The sequence below is a fragment of the Rhizobium sp. 05N49 genome, from assembly GCF_056396805.1.
This window is the reverse complement of record NZ_JBFTME010000018.1, coordinates 110,250-130,810: the sequence shown is the minus strand read 5'-3', so window position 1 is coordinate 130,810 and position 20,561 is coordinate 110,250. Positions and strand designations below refer to the sequence as shown.

At 57.6% G+C, this 20,561-nt stretch carries 21 protein-coding genes and 3 pseudogenes; 13 read left to right on the top strand and 11 right to left on the bottom strand.

All coding sequences use genetic code 11. The features are described 5' to 3' along the window. The 3 genes and pseudogenes from AC1DF8_RS28365 to AC1DF8_RS28355 form a co-directional block, all read right to left on the bottom strand. Positions 1-326, bottom strand: a pseudogene (locus tag AC1DF8_RS28365) (hypothetical protein); the annotation flags it as partial. 76 nt (positions 327-402) lie between these two features. After that, a complete protein-coding gene (locus AC1DF8_RS28360; protein WP_018114735.1) occupies positions 403-693 on the bottom strand; it encodes a hypothetical protein in 291 nt (96 codons plus the stop codon). A gap of 91 nt (positions 694-784) precedes the next feature. Then, positions 785-1,057 carry an usg protein gene (locus AC1DF8_RS28355; protein WP_113114900.1) on the bottom strand — a complete coding sequence of 91 codons (273 nt, stop codon included), beginning with the start codon at positions 1,055-1,057 and terminating at the stop codon, positions 785-787. Positions 1,058-1,334: 277 nt separating this feature from the next. On the opposite strand from AC1DF8_RS28355, the gene groES reads away from it, so the two are divergent. From groES to AC1DF8_RS28325, 6 genes and pseudogenes are all read left to right on the top strand, one after another. Then, positions 1,335-1,649, top strand: coding sequence for a co-chaperone GroES (gene groES / locus AC1DF8_RS28350; RefSeq protein ID WP_018114737.1), 315 nt, complete (start codon positions 1,335-1,337; stop codon positions 1,647-1,649). Between the two features lie 62 nt (positions 1,650-1,711). After that, positions 1,712-3,156: pseudogene (gene groL / locus AC1DF8_RS28345) on the top strand (chaperonin GroEL). A 57-nt stretch (positions 3,157-3,213) separates the two neighbouring features. Further along, positions 3,214-3,513: a hypothetical protein gene (locus AC1DF8_RS28340; protein ID WP_112547299.1), complete on the top strand. Its 300-nt coding sequence runs from the start codon at positions 3,214-3,216 to the stop codon at positions 3,511-3,513. Between the two features lie 290 nt (positions 3,514-3,803). After that, positions 3,804-5,591 carry a PAS domain-containing sensor histidine kinase gene (locus AC1DF8_RS28335; protein WP_112547298.1) on the top strand — a complete coding sequence of 596 codons (1,788 nt, stop codon included), beginning with the start codon at positions 3,804-3,806 and terminating at the stop codon, positions 5,589-5,591. 238 nt (positions 5,592-5,829) lie between these two features. Further along, on the top strand, positions 5,830-6,957 hold the full coding sequence (locus AC1DF8_RS28330) for a PAS domain-containing protein (RefSeq protein ID WP_029616321.1): 1,128 nt from the start codon (positions 5,830-5,832) through the stop codon (positions 6,955-6,957). After that, a complete protein-coding gene (locus AC1DF8_RS28325; protein ID WP_018114279.1) occupies positions 6,954-7,385 on the top strand; it encodes a response regulator in 432 nt (143 codons plus the stop codon). Before AC1DF8_RS28330 ends, AC1DF8_RS28325 begins: the two co-directional genes overlap by 4 nt. 138 nt (positions 7,386-7,523) lie before the next feature. Here AC1DF8_RS28325 and AC1DF8_RS28320 read toward each other — a convergent pair whose 3' ends face one another. The 5 genes and pseudogenes from AC1DF8_RS28320 to AC1DF8_RS28300 form a co-directional block, all read right to left on the bottom strand. Then, entirely contained in the window at positions 7,524-7,799 is a 276-nt protein-coding gene (locus tag AC1DF8_RS28320; RefSeq protein WP_113207549.1) for a hypothetical protein, read from the bottom strand. Between the two features lie 69 nt (positions 7,800-7,868). Then, the gene (locus AC1DF8_RS28315; protein ID WP_113207548.1) at positions 7,869-8,243 is read right to left on the bottom strand and encodes a DUF6481 family protein; all 375 of its coding nucleotides are present in this window, start codon (positions 8,241-8,243) and stop codon (positions 7,869-7,871) included. A gap of 32 nt (positions 8,244-8,275) precedes the next feature. Beyond that, positions 8,276-8,490: pseudogene (locus AC1DF8_RS28310) on the bottom strand (hypothetical protein). A 119-nt stretch (positions 8,491-8,609) separates the two neighbouring features. Then, on the bottom strand, positions 8,610-8,819 hold the full coding sequence (locus tag AC1DF8_RS28305) for a cold-shock protein (RefSeq protein WP_112547310.1): 210 nt from the start codon (positions 8,817-8,819) through the stop codon (positions 8,610-8,612). A gap of 412 nt (positions 8,820-9,231) precedes the next feature. Continuing rightward, a complete protein-coding gene (locus AC1DF8_RS28300) occupies positions 9,232-9,480 on the bottom strand; it encodes a hypothetical protein (protein WP_113207547.1) in 249 nt (82 codons plus the stop codon). A 536-nt stretch (positions 9,481-10,016) separates the two neighbouring features. On the opposite strand from AC1DF8_RS28300, the gene ku (AC1DF8_RS28295) reads away from it, so the two are divergent. The 6 genes from ku (AC1DF8_RS28295) (at position 10,017) to katE (ending at position 16,941) form a co-directional block, all read left to right on the top strand. Next, positions 10,017-10,895 (top strand): non-homologous end joining protein Ku, encoded by an 879-nt coding sequence (gene ku, locus AC1DF8_RS28295; protein WP_018114698.1) that lies wholly within the window; start codon positions 10,017-10,019, stop codon positions 10,893-10,895. Between the two features lie 10 nt (positions 10,896-10,905). Further along, on the top strand, positions 10,906-11,730 hold the full coding sequence (gene ku, locus AC1DF8_RS28290) for a non-homologous end joining protein Ku (RefSeq protein WP_478155842.1): 825 nt from the start codon (positions 10,906-10,908) through the stop codon (positions 11,728-11,730). 97 nt (positions 11,731-11,827) lie between these two features. After that, entirely contained in the window at positions 11,828-13,168 is a 1,341-nt protein-coding gene (locus AC1DF8_RS28285; protein ID WP_183851342.1) for an MFS transporter, read from the top strand. A gap of 60 nt (positions 13,169-13,228) precedes the next feature. Beyond that, a complete protein-coding gene (locus tag AC1DF8_RS28280) occupies positions 13,229-13,480 on the top strand; it encodes a GlsB/YeaQ/YmgE family stress response membrane protein (RefSeq protein WP_018114695.1) in 252 nt (83 codons plus the stop codon). Between the two features lie 737 nt (positions 13,481-14,217). Beyond that, on the top strand, positions 14,218-14,715 hold the full coding sequence (locus AC1DF8_RS28275; RefSeq protein ID WP_018114694.1) for a YciE/YciF ferroxidase family protein: 498 nt from the start codon (positions 14,218-14,220) through the stop codon (positions 14,713-14,715). Positions 14,716-14,790: 75 nt separating this feature from the next. Further along, positions 14,791-16,941 (top strand): catalase, encoded by a 2,151-nt coding sequence (gene katE, locus AC1DF8_RS28270; protein ID WP_113207545.1) that lies wholly within the window; start codon positions 14,791-14,793, stop codon positions 16,939-16,941. Between the two features lie 183 nt (positions 16,942-17,124). Here the strand turns inward: katE and AC1DF8_RS28265 are convergent, their stop codons facing one another. Then, a complete protein-coding gene (locus AC1DF8_RS28265; RefSeq protein ID WP_246715780.1) occupies positions 17,125-17,355 on the bottom strand; it encodes a hypothetical protein in 231 nt (76 codons plus the stop codon). A 533-nt stretch (positions 17,356-17,888) separates the two neighbouring features. On the opposite strand from AC1DF8_RS28265, the gene AC1DF8_RS28260 reads away from it, so the two are divergent. Further along, positions 17,889-18,107 (top strand): hypothetical protein, encoded by a 219-nt coding sequence (locus AC1DF8_RS28260; RefSeq protein ID WP_018114690.1) that lies wholly within the window; start codon positions 17,889-17,891, stop codon positions 18,105-18,107. A gap of 606 nt (positions 18,108-18,713) precedes the next feature. On the opposite strand, the gene AC1DF8_RS28255 is transcribed toward AC1DF8_RS28260, so the two are convergent. Then, positions 18,714-19,733 carry an SDR family oxidoreductase gene (locus AC1DF8_RS28255; protein ID WP_478155841.1) on the bottom strand — a complete coding sequence of 340 codons (1,020 nt, stop codon included), beginning with the start codon at positions 19,731-19,733 and terminating at the stop codon, positions 18,714-18,716. 390 nt (positions 19,734-20,123) lie between these two features. Further along, the gene (locus tag AC1DF8_RS28250) at positions 20,124-20,288 is read right to left on the bottom strand and encodes a hypothetical protein (protein WP_018114688.1); all 165 of its coding nucleotides are present in this window, start codon (positions 20,286-20,288) and stop codon (positions 20,124-20,126) included. Between the last annotated feature and the right edge of the window lie 273 nt (positions 20,289-20,561).

Genomic DNA, 20,561 nt, shown 5'->3' with positions numbered 1-20,561 from the left:
CTGAAGGCGGTGAGCGCGACATGCGGAAAAGGCAGCCGCTTGCCGATATAGTCGATGGCGTTGAGATCGTAGAAAACGAGTGCCAGAAAGCTCAGCGCCGTGAAGAGCAAGGCGAGCAGGATCGAGCTCGGCCGGGTTGCCGCGAGGGCYTCGACGACGTCGTCATAGCGCACCTCATCGGTCAACTGCATGATCGCGTAGCCGACAAGGCAGAACAGGGTCACCGTCGCAGTTGCCACGAGCTGGGTGCGATAACGACGGAGAAGGGCCCGAAATCCGCCGACATCTTCCCGTTGCATTTCTTCCAAATCGTTCGGACCCACCATGTTACCACCAAGAATGGTTGCCTACCGCAGCGCCGGCATGAGCTGACCTTTCATAGATCCGCCACCACTATCTCTATCAATGGACAGATCGACTGATGACGCGATGGGGATAGGCGGCCTTGAACTGCGCCATCATTGCGCTGGCTTGTTGCAGCACACGCTCGGCCTTTTGTGGATCATCGCGCGCCAGTTCGTCGGCATTGACGCGCATTGCCTCTGCCATGCTGGCGGACATCATGGCAAAGCGTCTTTCGCCATGAACCAGCGCCTCCTGTGAAGCTTTTTCAAGCCACCGCGCGAAATCAACGATGATCTCTTCTCGTTCATCGATGCCAACGCTCTTGATGATACTGATATTCTCTTCCATGCAGGTGTTACTCCAACACAACCGGCGCACACCGAGTTCAACGTCTCGAGCGGGCAATGAGCTAGGAAGACAAAAAATCGAATTCAAGGGTTCATTGAAGCTTGAATTCGCCCTCGACACGACGCCATTCGTTCGGCCTAATCAGCCGCTGGTGTGTATAGCGCACCGAGTGAAGTGGTCCGTCGAGGCTGGCCTTCCAGAAGTGGAGGAACTTGTGCATCTCGGGAAAGTCGGGAGCGAGATCATAGTCCTGCCAGACATAGGTCTGCAGGACGGATTCGAAGTCGGGAATGCGATAGAGAATATGCGCGGTGGTCAGTCCATAGCCGTTGAGCTGACGCTCCAGGTCCGATGAGAATTGCATACTTCATCTCCGTTTCATGACACTGCGAAGGTGGCGCAGAATCGCGCAGCCCTCAACGGTTTTCTGAACGCTTCGATGTTGTTTCTTGTTCCTTTACAGCATGTTAGCAGCCGGCGGTGTCGAGTGCTAATTTTTCCTGCCGACCCTCTTGAAATTGAAAAAGCCCGAAAATAAATTTTTGCACGCGAACGCTCAACGAGGTTCGCACCCGCCCGGACTGGTCATCCGGTCCGGCCAGGGGATTTCGAAACATCATCGTTTGTCCACGGAGGAAAACATGTCGTTCCGACCGCTCCATGACCGCATTCTCGTACGCCGGGTCGAATCCGAAGAAAAGACCAGAGGCGGCATCATCATTCCCGACACCGCCAGGGAAAAACCGCAGGAGGGCGAGGTCGTCGCCGTAGGCCCCGGCGCYCGCAGCGATGCAGGCCAGATCCAGGCGCTCGACGTCAAGGCCGGTGATCGCATCCTGTTCGGCAAATGGTCCGGAACCGAGATCAAGATYGACGGTGAAGATCTGCTGATCATGAAGGAAAGCGACGTTCTGGGCATCATCGAAGCTCAGGCCGAGCGTAAACAAGCCGCCTGAGGCGGCTCGTCCCCCAMACCCAACACCATCAGTCAATAGCTGCCTATTGAGGAGTTAGACAAATGGCTGCGAAAGAAGTCAAATTCCATAGCGACGCCCGTGAACGCATGCTGCGTGGGGTCGATGTGCTGGCAAATGCCGTCAAAGTCACGCTCGGCCCGAAGGGTCGTAACGTGGTGATCGACAAGTCCTTCGGTGCTCCGCGCATCACCAAGGACGGGGTATCGGTCGCCAAGGAAATCGAACTCGAAGACAAGTTTGAGAACATGGGCGCCCAGATGCTGCGCGAAGTGGCGTCGAAAACCAACGATCTTGCCGGTGACGGCACCACGACCGCGACGGTACTCGCGCAGGCCATCGTCAAGGAAGGTGCCAAGGCCGTCGCATCGGGCATGAATCCGATGGACCTGAAGCGCGGCATCGACATTGCCGTCGACGCCGTTGTCAAGGAACTCAAGACCAATGCCCGCAAGATCACCAGCAACTCGGAGATCGCTCAGGTGGGCACCGTCTCTGCCAACGGTGATTCCGAGATCGGCCGCYATCTCGCCGAGGCGATGGAGAAGGTTGGCAATGAAGGCGTCATAACCGTCGAGGAAGCCAAGACCGCCGAGACCGAACTCGAAGTCGTCGAGGGCATGCAGTTCGACCGTGGCTACCTGTCTCCATATTTCGTGACCAACCAGGACAAGATGCGCGTTGAGTTTGAAGACCCATACATCCTGATCCACGAAAAGAAGCTGTCGAACCTCCAGGCGATGTTGCCTGTCCTCGAAGCAGTCGTGCAGTCGAGCAAACCGCTCCTCATYATCGCCGAAGACGTCGAAGGCGAAGCTCTTGCCACGCTCGTCGTCAACAAGCTGCGCGGCGGCCTGAAGATTGCTGCTGTCAAGGCTCCGGGCTTCGGCGATCGCCGCAAGGCCATGCTCGAAGACATCGCCATCCTGACGGGAGGCACCGTCATCTCCGAAGACCTCGGCATCAAGCTCGAGAACGTCACGCTGAACATGCTCGGCCGTGCCAAGAAGGTGGCGATCGAAAAGGAAAMCACCACCATCATCGACGGCGTCGGCTCCAAGGCCGAGATCGATGGCCGCGTTGCGCAAATCCGCGCGCAGATCGAGGARACGACGTCTGACTACGATCGCGAAAAGCTGCAGGAACGTCTCGCCAAGCTCGCTGGCGGCGTTGCCGTCATCCGSGTSGGCGGTTCGACGGAAGTGGAAGTGAAGGACAGATCGCGGAAAACGCCGGCGCCGAAGGTTCGGTCATCGTTGGCAAGCTGCGGGAGAAGGCCGAGTTCTCCTTCGGCTGGAATGCCCAGACCGGAGAATACGGCGATCTCTACGCTCAAGGCGTTATCGACCCGGCCAAGGTCGTGCGCACGGCACTCCAGGATGCAGCATCGGTCGCCGGCCTTCTTGTGACCACGGAAGCAATGATTGCTGAAAAGCCTAAGAAGGACGCCGCACCTGCCCTGCCGGCCGGCGCGGGAATGGACTTCTAAAGGCGATAGGGAAGGCTCGCCCCAGCCGCGTGGGGCGAGCCACTTGCGGAGGAAACCATGAACCTGCCATCGAAGGAAGACGCGCGCCTTTGCGCCAGCGTCGTCAAAGAGGTTGCCCGAGCCAAAGGGATGTCGGGCGACCCATCCTCCATCAGCCGGCTGACGGCGACAGTCGCGAGACTGTTCAACAAGGGCATGCGAGACCGCGACAGGCTTCTGTCGAAAGCGATGGCAGTCGCCGACATGCCGGTGGCGCAGGAGGAGCACCGTCCGCTCCTTGCTGAGCTCCTGAACACTCCGGGTGCCACCGGTTTATCTATGGAGCCGGAAAATGAGAGAGGACATCAACAACAGTAGAACGAACCACAACCTGGAAGCGGCCGCATGCGCCACGCATGTGCTGCATACGGATCATCTCAGTCAGCCGCGGGATGTGCTCACCGCCGATAGATCTCCCGTACGAAAAGCGTTCCATTCTCGCGTCACAATCCGACTTCTTAAAAGACCGCCCAGGTGGTGGGTGTCTCCCCTTGTTATCGCGTTCAAGCGGCTTAACTTCGCATCTCCAACTGCTTGTTTCATCAGGGCCGCATAGAGTGTCTGCATTCGGATTGAACGATAAAACCGCGTGCGCCGGAATAGCACACATGATCGAGCGCGGGCTTTGGGATGATTCCATCCTGGGACCGCCGTCGGAGTGGCCCGCCTGCCTGAAGGCTACGGTGGACATCATGCTTCCGTCACATGCCCAGATCGTGATGTTCTGGGGAGACCAGTATGTGGCCCTTTATAATGATGCCTACGCTCCCACAATCGGCCTTAGGCATCCGCGCGCATTCGGAAGACCGGCAAAGGAGAACTGGAGCGAGCTCTGGGACGACCTCCAACCTTTGCTGGATCGCGTCCTTCATGGTGGTGAAACTGTCTCAGCCAGCGATCGCCAGTTTTACATTGAACGCCATGGACATCCAGAAACCGTCTATTTCGACATTTCCTATTCGCCGATCAAGGACGAAACCGGTAGCGTCCGCGGCGTGTTTTGCATCGTCAGCGAGACCACAGAAAGGGTGCGTTCGCAGCAAGCACTCAAGGAAAGCGAGGAACGTCTACGAGCGTTATTTTCGCAATCCGCTGCGGGTATAGGGCAGACCGATCTTGCGGGACGCATGACGCTAGCCAACCAACGCTTTTGTGAGATGCTTGGCTATCAGAGAGCGGAGCTTGTGGGCATCCGCTTCCAGGATTTGACGTTTGCGGACGACCGTCCGGAAGCCGAGCGGCTTTTCCAGTACCTGATCGAAACCGGCGAACCTTTCGATATGGAAAAGCGATGCTTGCGGAAGGACGGAAGTGTCTTATGGACAGCAGTTTCAGTCTCTGCCCTCAAAGGTGAGGATGGGTCAATCCTGCAGGTTGGCTTCATCGCCATCGACATCTCGGCAAGGAAGAGCGCCCAGGAAGCGGAGCGTCTTCTTGCATCCATTATCGCTTCTTCGAATGATGCCATTCTCGCCATCGATCTGAACATGACGATCACCAACTGGAATGCAGCTGCCGAGAGGCTTTATGGATACTCGCGCGAAGAGGCGGTGGGAAAGTCAGTTCTGATGCTGGTCCCGGAGGAACGTCGCGACGAGGAGCCCGAAATTCTTAGGAAGGTCAGCGACGGAAAGATCGTGGAGCCGTACGAAACGCAGCGTCGAAGGAAGGATGGAAGCCTAGTCGACGTTCAGCTCAGTGTTTCTCCTATCTATGACAGCACTGGAAATACGATCGGCGCTTCCAAGATGTCCCAGGACATCACGGCCAGAAAGGAGGCCGAACGTCTGCAAAAAGTCCTGACAAGCGAGCTCAACCATCGCGTCAAGAATGCGTTTGCGACTGTCATTGCCATTGCCAGACAAACCCTGGACCGGAACGAAACCGGCCGGGATCAGGTCACCGCTTTCCATGACAGGCTTATGTCAATGGCAAAGGCCCATGATCTGCTCACGCATCGGGACTGGCAGCGTGCTGACCTGGGCGAGTTGGTCAGTCAGGTGCTGGAACCCTATCCGCCTGAACGCTTCGAGATTGGAGGCTGCGCCGTGCTTTTGCCTCAAAAGGCGGTCGTCTCTTTCTCCCTAGCTATCCACGAACTTGCGACGAACGCCGCTAAATATGGCGCACTGTCGGTCGCTCAAGGCAAAGTTGCGATCTCTTGGGATTATGAAGAACAGATCGGCAGGCTACGGTTCAAATGGGTCGAACGCGGCGGCCCCGCGGTCACGCCGCCAACCCGAAAGGGCTTTGGCTCGCGTCTCGTTGAGAGGCTTCTGGCAGCCGAGCTAAACGGGCGCTCGACGATCAGCTACAACCCTACCGGCGTCATCTGCGAGATCGATGCGATCCTGGATCCGGATGGCTGGTTGGGAAGGCCCGGATCGGACCGATAGCAAACTTTTCGCTGTCGGGTGTCATGATGTCGTCCCCGCCTTGCGCGGCAAGCATCAATTTTACGCATCGGCGATACGTGAATTCTTGAAGCGGGGGCCTGGAGCAACTGCTTCGTGTCTCTCATCCACGGCAGATAGCAGTCGCTCGAGCGCCCCTGTCTGCAGCGCTACCGGGCGAGAACTGGAACTCGAATAACCCGTCATGCATTACGCCGAGACCATAAACGATCAGGTCATCATGAAGGAAACCGACCGAAAACAAGCCGAAGCGGCGCAAGATGCCGGAAATCGCCTTGTGGCACGACATGTGCGCGAAGACCCCTTCGCCGCGGCCTTCAAAGCCACGCGCATGCCGATGATCGTCACCGACCCAAATCAGGCCGACAATCCGATCATCTTTTGCAATGTCGCCTTCGAGAGGCTGACGGGCTATTCGAGCAGTGAAGTAGTCGGCCGCAACTGCCGCTTCCTCCAAGGCCCGGAGACGAATGCGGCAACGGTGGCGCGCATCCGCGCGGCGATCAGCGCAGGTTCCGATATCGCCATCGACATCTTAAACTACAAGAAAGATGGCGAGCCTTTCTGGAACGCTTTGTTTTTATCTCCGGTGCGCGATGATGGCGACAGAATCGTCTATTTCTTCGCTTCCCAGCTGGATTTCACCAACGTTAAATCGAGAGAGGCTGATCTCGCTTTCGCACGTCATCGCGCCGAAGAGGAAGTGGCCGCCCACACCGAGAAACTTGAGGCTGCGCTGAAAATCAGCTCTCTTCTGGTCCACGAGGTTGACCACCGTGTCAAGAACAACCTCCTGACCATGGCCTCCATTGTAAAGCTTCAGACGCGTATTACCAGGGATGAGGGCCAGAAACGCGTTTTGCGGTCCGTGCTGAACCGCGTGGAGGCCTTGAGCACAGTTCAAAGAAAGCTGTTCACGCTGGAGGATGTCTCACGGTTCGACGTCGCCGACTTCACGGAGGAACTTGTCAGAGATCTTGTCGAAGCTGTCGGACGAAAGGATATCCGCCTGACGCTCGACCTGCATCCGCTCCATGTGCCGGCTGTGAAGGCGACCCCTCTCTCCTTGATCGTCAACGAGCTTGTCGGGGACGCCGTCCGGCGGGGGTTGAGCGACGGCGGCGGCGACATCCATGTCGTCGTCAAGCGCTTGAACGCACATTTTCTTATCAGGGTGGAGGACACCTCTATACCGGTTGAGGTCGATGAGGATGCGGCCGAGATCGGTCGTATCCTTCTTGAAACATCCGCCAAGCAGGTTGACGCAAAGATCGAGAAGCGGATCGACGGATATCGGACAACCGTTGATGTCACGCTGCCGGTCGACACAGAGGAGAGCGCGCATTGAAGGTGATGATTGTCGAGGACGAGATGCTGCTGGCCATGGAGCTCGAAAGCGAGGTCGAAATGGCCGGTCACGAGGTGACGGGGACCGCGATGAATCGCAAACAAGCAAGCGACCTCATGAAAGCGCATCACCCGGATTTTGCTTTCGTCGATATTCACCTACAGGACGGCCCAACAGGCATCGACGTCGGCCGCGATCTGGCATCCGAAGGGATCCCATACGTATTCGTCAGCGGCAACATCAAGAAGCTGCCTGAAGATTTCGCAGGCGCTCTCGGGGCTATCGAAAAGCCCTACACTGTGAACGGCATGAGGAACGCTATTTCCTACATCTCTGCGGTCGTGGTGGGTGAAGAAGATGTCATTCCACCGGCGAGCCTTGTACTCGCGGACGATATAAGGCCCTTGCTGCTCCGCAGGCATTCTTAGTCGGAGTGACCTTGGCAATTGCGGCGTCAGCTCATAGGCGTTAGGCAGAGGCGCAACAATTCTTAAAGGCACATCTCCGCAACACGGCTCAGACGGGGGATGACCGGTCTGCCGCTCCGCCACAGCCACTCCAACACATCAGGCGCTGTCATAAGTGAAGGATGTCAGAAGTGTCGTCACGAAGTTGCTGGCCCGTTCCTTGACGACGACCTCCGTCCATTCGTCAGTGCCGCGGAGCCTCAAATCCGTGTAGATGCTGTCGACGGCGGCTTCTTCAATACGCTTGATGTGAGCGCCGAACGCGGCTTCGCCGCTGCCATGGTACATGTCGCGTATAACCATGCGCAGGATTTCCTGTATCGCAATTTGCCAGGCGGTATTAATCGTCTGCAGCTCTTTTGTGTCCGGGGTCATGACGGCTCCACCGTGTGATTAACTTTTTGGGCGAACAAACCCGGCGCAGAGGAACCGTTACCCGGCGGGCTAGGATTTTCTGGCCTTGCGAGCGGCATAGCGTCTGTCACGCTCGGCTTTGCGGGCTGCCTCGTCTTCGATAGCCCGCGCGATGCGTGCGTCCTCTGCTGCCCTGTTCGAGTGGGTCTCGACCCGCGCTGCCGCCTCGGCAGCCGCCCGTGCTTCCGTCGCTTCTGCTTCAAGCCGGGTTTGCGCCTCAAGGCTGACGCGGTCACGCTCAAGACGGCGTGCTTCACGCGCTTCGGCAAGCGAGGCGCGCTCGGCTTGCCTGGTAAGTCGGGACGGTTCCGCGGCCGTCTTGGCAGCTCGGTAAGCGCTAAGAAGAGCGGCCTTGGCGTTGGCCGAAGCTGAACGTCGGTCGGCAAGATCGTTGTGATTTTTCAAATCTTCATCCTAATGGTGGCAGGCGCCGACGGTCAGCGTGTCTTGGAACGCCTGGCAAGGAGGGTGGAGGTTGCTAGAGCGCGTTCAGCCTGTTCCTTGGCCAGGCGGGCTTCTCGAAGGCGCAACGTCTTTTCATCTCGGGCCTGCTCTGCCGATTTGAGCTCTTCGATCGCCGCATTCTTGGCAAAGAACTGGGTCTGAAAGGGATCTCTGCCTCCTGGCGAGATTTACTATGGGTCTCGGTCATTTCGTTCCTCGTGTCAGCCACAGAAATGATAAAGGCCAGGCGAAATTGCCTGGCCTCGAACTGATAACTTGCTTCCGGCAGTGCCAGTACATCCGTGGTCAAAGGGAAGCAGATATCGATTAAGCGGACTGCAGATTGCAGGCCGACATCTTGCCCGACTTCATGTCGCGCTCGAGATCAAAACCGATCTTCTGGCCCTCGACGAGTTCGCGCATGCCGGCGCGCTCGACAGCCGAAATATGGACGAAGGCGTCAGCGCCGCCGTTGTCAGGCTGGATAAAGCCGAAGCCTTTGGTGGAATTAAACCATTTTACTGTGCCTGTGGTCATGATGAACCCTTTCGAAGTATAGAATAAGGGACCGCGAAGCAGCAGCCACGCAGATGAAACCGACTGTTTTTGAAAGGGAAGTTCGCTTAAAACGCGGTGCCAATCGCGCCGTGGACAAAGCTCGGCAAGCAAAAGATCGATGAAAACCGTATACGGGACCAAAGGCGCGTCGTCACGTTTAGTTCTCAAAATCTGCTATCCTTCGCTTTTCGGTTGCGCCGACGGAAGGCGCGACAGCGTCGGCAATGGCAATGTTGCACACTGTTGATGGGATAGAAGCCACACTCTCGCTCGTCAGCTCGACCTCAGGCATGTTCTCACCCCACGATTTCACGTGGCGAGAGTACTCATCGGCGACGGCCACGATCCTGACCGGTGCTGGACTGGTTGGGCTGTGTTGACCGAGCGAGGGTCACCGATGGGAGATGCGACCAAGAAGAAGAGCCTGCAAGCGGCCGCTCCCACTGGAAAGGGGCATGTCTTTAAACAACCGCGATATGAGGTGCGGCCGCAGCCCCTGCCTCTCATCGATCAGGAGAAACGACATCTTCTTTATCTCAATCGTCATCATGCCAGTATCGTCATGACGTCGGTAGTTTCCCGCATCGATCGCATGGAATCCGTTTTCCACGGCCCAGGCGGCTATCATATCCGCGTTCATCAAGGTCCTGCTTTCGGAGATCGCGGACGAGCCATCTCTCGCCGTCCCGCTCGTGCAATGATTTGCAGTCCTAGAGGTACTGCAACTACACCGCTCCAATCCAGCCAAATCCGTTCCAAAATACAGTTCCCGCTTCGGTGTTGCCAGAAAGACTCGCAACAACTTTTACGCCCAGGAGGCCCATTCTGCTTGCTGCTCTTGAATAAGCACGAACGTCAGTGTCGGCATGCAACAACGTCGGCTGGCCCGGCCTCGCCTTCAATAATGACGAACACAACCCCTCGGGCGCTCCGGCTTTTGCAGAACCGGGACGAGGCCAGTGGTATAGCCGCGCTGCACAGCACATCGGCGACCCTCTTGTCAAACGGGACCTGATAGACGCGGAACCACGTTACGACTGCGTCCAATAAGTTCGAGCTGTCCTCGGTGTCATCGGCCTCGTCCTCGTAATGCTGCGTCATATCCCTCCCCTTTGCCTGCTCGGAACGAAAGCCAGAACAGGGAGTTGATCGTAAGGTTCCCGATGGAGTTACATCATGGCTGCACATCGCGCTCAATGGAAAGGCCACATCAAGATCGGTGAGATCAGCTGTGGCGTCGGTCTCTATACGGCGGCCTCCACGTCAGACCGCATCACCTTCCACACCATCAACAAAGCCACGGGCAACCGGGTCCGCCGGGAATTTGTTGACAGCGAAACCGAAGAAACGGTTGACCGCGACGAGCAGATCAAAGGCTTCGACATCGGCGACGGCCAGTACATCATGATCGATCCGGAAGAGGTGACCGCTGTCATTCCGGATTCCGACAAGATGTTGGAAATCGAAGCTTTTCTTTCCTGCTCCGATGTGGACGACGTCTATTTCGACAAGCCGTATTACCTCTTGCCGACTGATGATGTCTCGGAGGACGCGTTCGCCGGACTGCGCGACGCACTCAAGGAAGCCAACGTAACGGCAATCGCCAGGACCGTTCTGTTCCGCCGGATGCGTACGGTCCTGATCCGGGCGCACGGACGTGGTCTCATCGCAACCACGCTCAACTTCGACTACGAAATCCGCTCATCGGAAGAAGCTTTCAAGGAAATGCCGGAGATCAAGGTCGAAGGCGAGATGCTCGATCTGGCCAAGCATATCATCGGCACCAAGAAGGGCGAGTTCGATCCGGCGGAATTCGATGACCGCTACGAAACCGCGCTGGCAGAACTGGTTAAGGCCAAAGCCGAGGGCAAGACGCTTCCCAAGCCCAAGCCCGTCAAGGTTTCCAAACCCAACGACCTGCTCAAGGCGTTGCGCGAGAGTGCGGGGGTGGGCGAGGCAAAACCAAAAAAGGCCGCCAATTCAAACGCCCGGAAACCTGGGAAGACTACTGGTCGAAAGTCGACCACCAGGACCGCACACAAGAAGGCCAGCTAGGAGGATCACCATGGCCCCGCGTCGTCCCTACTGGAGAGGCTATCTCAAACTTTCGCTCGTCACCTGCCCGGTTGCCATGAGCCCCGCGACGTCGGAAAGCGAAAAGGTTCGCTTCCATACCCTCAACAAAGCTAGCGGAAACCGTGTCGTCTCGCGGTACGTGGACGCGGTGACGGGAAGGGCCGTGAAGGACGAAAACGAGGCGAAAGGCTACGAGCGCGGCGAGAACGACTTCGTGCTGTTGACTGATGACGAGCTGGAATCGGTCGCGCTGGAAACGGTTCGAACGATCGATATCGAGACGTTCGTGCACCGGGAAAGCATCGAATGGGTCTACCTTGAGACCCCACACTACCTCATGCCGAGCGACAAGATCGGCAACGAGGCGTTTGCAGTCATCCGTGAGGCAATGAAGGCCGAAAAAGTCCTTGGGATTTCGCGTGTGGTCATCGGCAGGCGCGAACGCGCTGTCGTGCTGGAGCCGCGTGGCGAAGGCATCGTGGTCTGGACCCTGCGTTTCGGCGACGAGGTCCGTCCTGAGAAAGAGTATTTCCAGGACATCGAAACGAAGTCCGACCCCAAGACCGTCATGACCATCAAAAGGTTGATCAAGCCACGGCTGAAGAAATGGTCGCCCTCAATGGTCACAGATCCCATCCAGGAAAGCCTGCTCAAGCTCATTGCCTCTAGGAAGAAAGCTTTGAAGCCGGCCAACAAGGCCAAAGGCAAGGCCAAGGAAGACGCATCCGATCAGCCTTCCAATGTCATCAACATCATGGATGCATTGAAAAAGAGCGTGCAAGCCGATCTCAAGGGCCGAAAAAAGGCTGGCTGACAATGCGGCGAATGGGGCGGTTACCGATTGTAAATCGGTTTGCATCGGGATTGGTGTCGTCGGGAGGTTCCGCGATCATCTTGAACAGGTCGCCGGCATGTTTGCGAAGACGCAGACGGGCTACAGCCAATGCCGGAGTAGCCAGGGCCAGACCTTCCGCCAAGACCACGCTTACCAGAACAGCAATAATCGCCGCCCGATCGCCGCGGCCGGCCCTTGCTGTGGACCGAAGATGACCGCGCTTACACTGCCCGTTCTGGCCGCTGCCTTTCTGCTGAGCATGTACTTCCGCAGTTACTTTGGTGTGGTAGGTCCAGCTTTGTCCGCAGATTTGTCGCTGTCTCCCGAACAATTCGGCCGGCTCGCCTCGACGTTCTTCGCTTCTTTCTCGATCCTGCAGATCCCTGTTGGAATGTCGTTCGACAAATGGGGCGTGCGTGGTCCGATGGCGGCAATGATGAGTATCGGAGCCGCGGGGTCAGCGATCGTGGCCCTCTCGCCGGGCTACTGGTGCGCGATCACCGGCCAATCCTTTGTCGGGATCGGTTGTGCGCCAATTTTTATGGGCGTCCTTTACTATCTCGGGCGTACCAACGAGCCCGAGAGGGCGGGGCGGCTTTCCGCCACTGTCAGTGCCGTCGGCTCGGCAGGCGCCTTGCTTTCGGCCTCTCCACTGTCGTGGTTCGTCGAGGTATTCGGTTGGCAATCCGCTTGCTGGTTGGCGGCGGCAGCAATGGCTGTCAGCGCTGCGGCAGTCGCTTTCGTGCTCGGACCGACACCGGCAAGCATTGAAGAAAGCGACCGGGATCAACGCCCTTGGTCGCTGGTATCGCTGTTCTATCTCGTCCCAGTGTGCTTCACCCTCTCGCTCGGTGGCACGTTTCGCAACGCATGGGCGGTGCCCTATGTCACGTCCGTATTCGGCGAGCATGTGGCGGTGGGCGCGATGCTCACCACGATCAGTGTCGTCGGCATCGTCACCAGCTTCATGCTTCCAATTGTTCTCATGCGGGTCCCCGGACGAACGATCGTGATATCCACCTACGGCGCCGGAGTGACCTGTGCCATCTTCCTCTCGTCTGCCCCGGGCTTCACCTTTCTTTCGGCCTGCGCCGGCTTGTCCGTTCTCTATGCCATGGGAAACGTGCATCCTCTCGTGATGACCGAGGCCCAAACTCTGATCCCGCCGCGCGTGCGCGGCTTAGCGCTTGGAGGACTGAACACGCTCGTTTTCCTTGGCGTCTCAGTGGCGTCAGCAGTTTATGGCGAAATCGCGGGGCTGTCGCTGTCGGTGCTGTCTTCCTACCGCGTAATCTTTGCGGTGAGCGCAGCAGTCATCGCCATGGCCATGTTTTGCTACATCGTGTTCAGGGGCAGAAATCCTTTGGTTTGCACAGACAGAGAGTTTGCAGACAACCGAGGTACCAAACGAGATTGACGATCCAGAACACAGCGCTACTTCCTCTTTATCATCAAGGACTTCATCAGGAGACTACGTATGGAACAGGCAGGTCTCGGCTGGATCGCGGCAATCATCATCGGCGGCATCGCGGGGTGGCTCGCAGAGCAGTTCATGAAGTCCAACATGGGCGTCCTCATGAACATCATTCTCGGGATCGTCGGCGCGATCGTCGCAAACGCAATCCTGTCTGTCTTCGGCGTGGTTCTCGGCGGCTGGCTCGGCTATCTGATTGCCGGCTTCATCGGCGCCTGCATTTTGATTGCGATCGCGCGGATGTTCCGGCGATGAAGCCATAGCCAGACAGGATATAGAGTCGAAACGATCACGCCACCTCCTGGACCGCACCTGAGAAGGAGCGTCGTCGCGTTACGCCTGACGGAACAAGCGCACCACTGGGCGTGACAGCAGTGGGCGGCGACCTTCTAGATCGTTCGATGCCAGGTCAGGCGAGTTGCCTTTAGCGGTCTATTCGACGGCCGCATTTGTCAATATTTCCGTTGAGGCGCCAAGCTATATCTACGAGCTCACGGCGCTGGCCGGCGAAAAGCTGGAGCCTTCCGCTGATCCACCTGAAAACCCTTGGCATCTTTACGCCGACGCCTCCCCAGCGCGCAGCCTCGGATTTTGAGCAGGCGTGAGGACGGTTTACCGGCCTTGCCAGAACAGATTATGTCAGTAACGGGTCGCTTGTGCGCTCGCTTATTCAGAGCAACCTCGGCCGGCCGTTTGCTTTGCTTCAAAGGTTTCCTCGGCTCGCCTGTGGCGCAGGATCGCCGAAAACACCGTCAATCGGACTTCTTCCTTTGTAGCGGATGCGTTTGAGCCATAAGATGATGACGGATGGCCGCCCCAACTAGGGTTCGCCGAAGCCGCGTGCGCCGCGAGTCCAGAATGTCCGCTCGATACGGGAACAATGTCCTGTTGCGTTGGTTCCTTTCACGCGCTGCCGCCTCGGCGACGGCGCCTGAACGCTCGTTCTTGCCGACGATCGCCAGTTACCCGCCAGAGCCAGACAGGAGGACATCATGGCCAGCACAAAAACGCTCGACGACCTATTTCTCGACACTTTGAAGGACATCTATTTTGCCGAAAAGCAGATTCTGAAGGCCTTGCCGAAGATGGCGCGCGCCGCCGACTCCGAAGAAGGCAAGGCAGGATTTCTGCGCCATCGCGACGAAACGCAGGGTCAGATCGACCGAATCGAGCAGGTGTTCGAGCTGCTCGGCAAGCCTGCCCGGGGCAAGACCTGTGAGGCTATCCAGGGCATCATCGCCGAGGGCGAGGAGATCATGGAAGAATTCAAGGGGTCTTCAGCCCTCGACGCCGGGCTGATTTCATCGGCGCAGGCGGTCGAGCATTACGAAATCGCCCGCTATGGCACGCTCATCGCCTGGGCAAAGCAGCTCGGCCTAAATGACGCTGTGCCGCTGCTCCAGGCAAACCTCGCCGAGGAAGAAGCAACCGACGAAAAACTGACGCAGCTTGCCATGGCGCAGGCGAACGCCAAAGGCAAGGCCGCTTAGGCGGGGCGTCGAAGGGGCCGTCCTTGGTGGGCGGCCCTTTTCATATTCAACATCCTAAATCTCAGGGGACATCCGATGGCCAAGCGAACGGCGAAAACCGCGACTATACCTTCAGCCGGGGACACAGTGACAATTCATGACCAGCAGCTCCATCGCGGCGATGGCGGTGAGCTTCATCAGATCGCCGAAGACGGACATGACATACTGACGACCGCCCAAGGCGGTCCGATCGCCGACGACCAGAACATGCTGAGGGTCGGTGCCCGCGGTCCAGCCCTGATCGACGACTTCCACTTCCGCGAAAAGATCTTCCACTTCGATCATGAGCGCATTCCCGAGCGGGTGGTCCATGCACGTGGCTACGGCGCCCATGGATTCTTCGAAACCTATGAATCCCTGTCGGACATCACGCGCGCGGACGTGTTCCAGCGAGCGGGCGAGAAGACGCCTGTCTTCGTGCGCTTCTCGACGGTGGCGGGAAACAAGGGGTCTGCCGATCTTGCTCGCGACGTGCGCGGCTTTGCCGTCAAGATGTACACCAAGGAGGGGAATTGGGATCTGGTCGGCAACAATATTCCGGTCTTCTTCATCCAGGATGCCATCAAGTTTCCAGACGTGGTGCATGCTGCCAAGCAGGAGCCGGACCGTGCCTTTCCGCAGGCTCAGACCGCGCACGACAACTTCTGGGACTTTATTAGTCTGACGCCCGAAAGCATGCATATGGTCATGTGGATCATGTCGGACCGGACTATTCCGCGATCTTTTCGGTTCATGGAAGGGTTCGGCGTACACACCTTTCGTTTCGTCAATGCCAACGACGAATCCACTTTCGTGAAATTTCACTGGAAGCCCAAGCTTGGCCTGCAATCCGTTGCCTGGAACGAGGCGGTCAAGATCAATGGCGCCGACCCGGACTTTCACCGACGCGATCTCTGGCAATCGATCCAGTCCGGAAACTTCCCGGAATGGGAATTGTGCGTGCAGCTGTTCGACCAGGATTTTGCCGACAATTTCGATTTCGACATCCTCGATCCGACCAAGATCATTCCGGAGGAAGTGCTTCCGGTTCGTCCGATCGGCCGTCTTGTGCTTGACCGCATGCCCGACAATTTTTTTGCCGAGACTGAGCAGGTCGCGTTCATGACCCAGAACGTGCCGCCGGGTATTGATTTCTCGAACGATCCGCTGCTGCAGGGCCGCAACTTCTCCTATCTCGATACTCAGCTAAAACGTCTGGGTGGGCCGAACTTCACACATCTGCCCATCAACGCGCCGAAGTGTCCATTCGCGCATTTCCAGCAGGATGGGCATATGGCGATGCGCAATCCGGTCGGACGGGTCAACTACCAGCCCAACTCTTACGGCGAAGGGCCGCGGGAGTCTCCGACACGAGGCTATCGTCATTTCCCTGCCGAGGAAAAGGGCCAGAAGGTTCGCCTTCGTCCGGAAAGCTTTTCCGACCACTATAGTCAGGCGCGGCAATTCTACATCAGCCAGACGGGAGCCGAGCAACGACACATCGCAATGGCGCTGACCTTCGAGCTTAGCAAGGTCGAAACGCCTGTGATCCGCGAGCGAATGGTATCGCATCTAATGAACATCGATGAGACGCTTGCTGCCACGGTCGCTCAAAAGCTCGGGCTCCAATCAATGCCGAAACCCGCCGACGCTGCCATGCCGACCAGGCAGGATCTCGACCCCTCGCCGGCGCTCAGCATCGTTGAACGAGGCCCAAAACGTTTCGAGGGTCGTAAGCTCGGGATCCTTGTCGCCGACGGCGCCGATGCAAAACTGCTCAAGGCCCTGACTGCCGCTGTGACAAGGGAAAAGGCGGTCTTCGAGATTATTGCCCCGAAAGTCGGTGGCGTGACCGCGGCGGACGGAAGCTTCATTGAAGCGCAGCATATGATCGACGGCGGCCCGTCGGTGCTTTTCGATGCGGTCGTGCTCCTGACCTCTCATCAGGCGATCGAGGATCTAGTCAAGGAAGCGACCGCACGTGATTTCGTCGCCGACGCGTTCCAGCACTGCAAGTATATCGGCTACGACCAATCCGCTCTGCCGCTGCTTGGCAAGGCAGGTATCGCCAATGCCCTCGACGAAGGCACGATTGCCCTTTCAAGCGGTAAGGATGTCGCCAGTTTCGTTGAGGAACTTGGCAAATTGCGGGTATGGGGGCGAGAACCCTCCGTCAAGCTCGGCAAGGCCTCCGCGCCGATTTCCTGATGCAAAAGGGCGCGGATCAGTTTCGCGCCCTTCAAGTTCTCGCGGCTAGGCAGCGGCGATCAGGAGTGTGTCTCAACATGATCGCCGCGCCATAGCGCGTGTACGAGCGTTGTTGATCCCGGTATCGCTCAACAAACAGGATGTCTGTCCGGGCTTTCGCACCATGCTCGCAAGACTAAACCACTAATGCACCGACTTCGACGTTGGCGCATTCACTCGTGTAGCCGAAATTCCGACATAGGTTCCGATAAGCATGGTCGATACGTCATCAAAGGTGCAATATCCTTCGTTGAAGAATTCGAGCGCTGCCGAACATAGGACATGGGAAGCCTGCTCGTCGGGACGAAGTTCGTAATAGCGATACCACGCCTGGACCGCCTCCGAGAGCATCCGGAATTCTTGATCGCTGTGCATATCCACGTGATCCATGGTGAGGTCTCTGAGCGGCGAGATAGGGCCGGCACTCTTCGCGTCAACCGATTGACCATAGGAACCGCGGTTGCTTTTCGTTCAGACCGCCGATCCGTTTGTCGACCAGAGGGTAAATGGGATATTGTCCCATTATATGTGAAGCAGACGGCGCGATACCAATGCGAGCGCAGGCCATAGGCTTCATGATACGCGGGCATCCTGCGTACGTCGACCTTTACAACCGCTGCAGACACCCGATCCAAACGAGCGGTGCCTAGCCCCGCGTTTTCAGAGCTGGATCCAAGCCATGCGGCGCATGTCTTCGATCGTGCTGTGTCCTGAGCAATGGCACGGAACCTTCTACTTCCTTGCTTGTTGGATCGACATGAACGACACCGAACGAAAAGCCAGCAAAGCCATGATCCGATACGTGCTGATGATATTCGTCATCGCGATTATCATTGCCGTAGCTTACCTGGCTTTGTTCACGCCCGGAAAGGCTGAGACGGTGTCGCCAGTGATGCGAGGAGGTCCGGATGCGATACTATATCTACGAGGTCCACACTGACGAGTCGCGTAACCGGCTGCTGAATGTGTTCAAAGACGAAGCTGAAGCCGGCGTCATGGAGCTGGAGCTCCAAAGCCATGCTCTGGAAACTGAAAACTTTTTTATCAAGATGTTTCCGGCACAGAACGTGGAGGAGGCACGGGTCAAGGCCGATGAGATGCGGCCAATACCCTTGATGCTCCACTGATTCCATGGCCTTCAAAAATGACTGGGGCGGCTTCGGGGCAAGCCTGGAGCGTAGCTTTCTTAACTTGCTCTCTCCGAATGAAGCCCCGTCCACATGCGCTTGCTGACCGTTGACGCAATGGCTGAGCTGTGGAAATGAGAAGAGTGAGCGCCACCTTTCTGCGAAACGAAGGCTACCTTTCTCACGGACGAGATTAAACGGGGCTGTGGGACTGCGCCTCCGGATGCCCCCATGCAAATGGAAACGCCTTTCGCATGGCGCCTTGAAACAAGAGATGGTCATCGCTGGCGCGAGTATCTTGAGGCCTGCCTTTCTTGCCCGATAAAGATCAAGCGTAAGGCCGCACGGTTTAAGCCGATGCTGGCGATCCATTGCTTTATGAAGTCGGTCTCGAAGACGTACAGTGCCCCTCTCCCTCAGTGGAACCGGGGTGGGGTGGCGCTTATTCGAGTATCAAATCATTGAAATAAAAAAGGCCCTCAGGCCGTGTGGCGCCTCCTTACGCGAAGGAGCCGATGCCGTTGGTCCGGCCAGTTTCAAGCGCGGAACGAAAGGTCTCCCTCACCGAGATCCGCGGCCCTTCCAAAGGGGACGATTGGCGGGGTTCTAATTCCAGCGACGCCGCCGAATTCGAGGGCGCCCGGCTGCGTAGATGCCGCTTAGAATCATTCCGAGGCCAAGCGCGGCTAGAGCCGCGCGCGCGTTTGATCCTGACACCGATCCGACCGTCTGCCTTGCCTCCCCGCCAAAGCGACCACCGATAACCTGCTTCGGATCGACTGGATTGAAGAGATTATCGGGTGGTCCTGAGCGCTTCGGCTCGGCATCAAGCTGGCCTTTGAACGCGGTCGCGGCTGCCACTCGGTCGGTCACACCGGGAAATAGGAGCCCACCGAGGATCGTCTTTACCGTCGGCCGTCCAACCCAGAGTTCCCGAGGGGCAGTCAGCGCGCCCCGATAAACCTCAGCCGCCACGGCTTCCGGTGTGAACACGGGCGCGACGGGACGTGGCGCGTGGTGCATCTTGCATCTGGCCCAGCTGAATTGTTCCGTATTCACTGCTGGAAGGTGAACCATCGTGAGTTTGAGTGGCGAGCGCTCGTGAAGAAGCTCGCATCGCAATGCATCGACAAATCCTCGGATCGCAGCCTTGGCGCCGCAGTAGGCCGATTGCAACGGTATGGAGCGATAAGTCAGTGCTGATCCGATGCAGACGATTGTTCCTCGACCAGCGCGACGCATGTGCTTCAACGCGGTCTGCGTTCCATGCACCTGCCCGAGGTAGGCAACTTCGGTCACGCGCCTGAATTCATCTGGAGAAATTGTTTCGACGGTCCCGAACACGGTAACCATCGCGTTGTTGATCCAAACGTCAATTTTTCCCCATGCGCCGAGCACCTTTTCCGCCGCGGCTTCGATGGCGGCGGCATCGGCAACGTCCGCGGACAATTCGAGTGTCTCGCCGCCCGCCGCCTGGATCTCGGCTGCGACCGATTTGAGGCGTGCCCTCCCGCGCGCCAATAATGCGACACGCCATCCATGCCGCGCGAAGTTGAGCGCCACTGCTCGACCGACCCCAGCAGATGCACCCGTGACAACAACGACGGGTTTTTCCTTGACGATCATCGAGAGACCAAGCTCCTCACTTCGTGTGAGGCTTGAACGCGAGCAAACGCGTTTGGTTCAAAAGTGCGAGGCTTAGGTAATATGCCAGGAAAACCTGGATAAGGGCATGTCTACGATACCGACCTTGGTTACCTCTAAAAAGCCTCAGGATCGTAATTTTGGACAAGATGAACCAATTAAAAGGGCTGATTTCTCACGATTCCCGCCAAGCGCTACGCGATGCCAGCGAAGCTATCCGGTCTACATTGGCAGGAGCTTGTTACTAGTTGCACATTCGAAGTCGCTCGACCTTGCTTAAGCTTCCGCAAGGCGCGCCGCGATCTCGCGACGCAAAAAAGGGCGCGGATCAGTTCCGCGCCCTTCTAATGTGTCCCGGCCGTCGTGAACAGGTTACTTTGAATTCTTATGGCTCTGTTCGCCAGCCTTGACGTGCTGTTCGTGCGTGCCGCCCTGCTTGCCGGACGAGCTAGAGCTCTTGTCGGACGACGATGACGCACTCTTGCTGCCGCCCGACTTTGCACCGCCTTTTGACTGCGAACCACTTGTCGATGCCATAATTTACTCCTCCTTTTTCGAGATCGGATTGACCCCGCCTTCTTAACTTCGCTTAACCTAATCTGTTCCTCAGGATATGGGGGCCATTACGTCTTCGACCTTCGCTGAAGCACGATCCGCGCCGTTCACAACCGCTCACGCTTTCCTCGCGCGCAAAAAACACTGTCGCTGGAGCAACCAGAAGGGCAAGACCCCCCGAAGACCTTGACGTGTTCCGTCAGTGCTTCCTCGCAGCGTTGTCATCGGTAACTGGCGCGCCTCAAGAACCGTCTG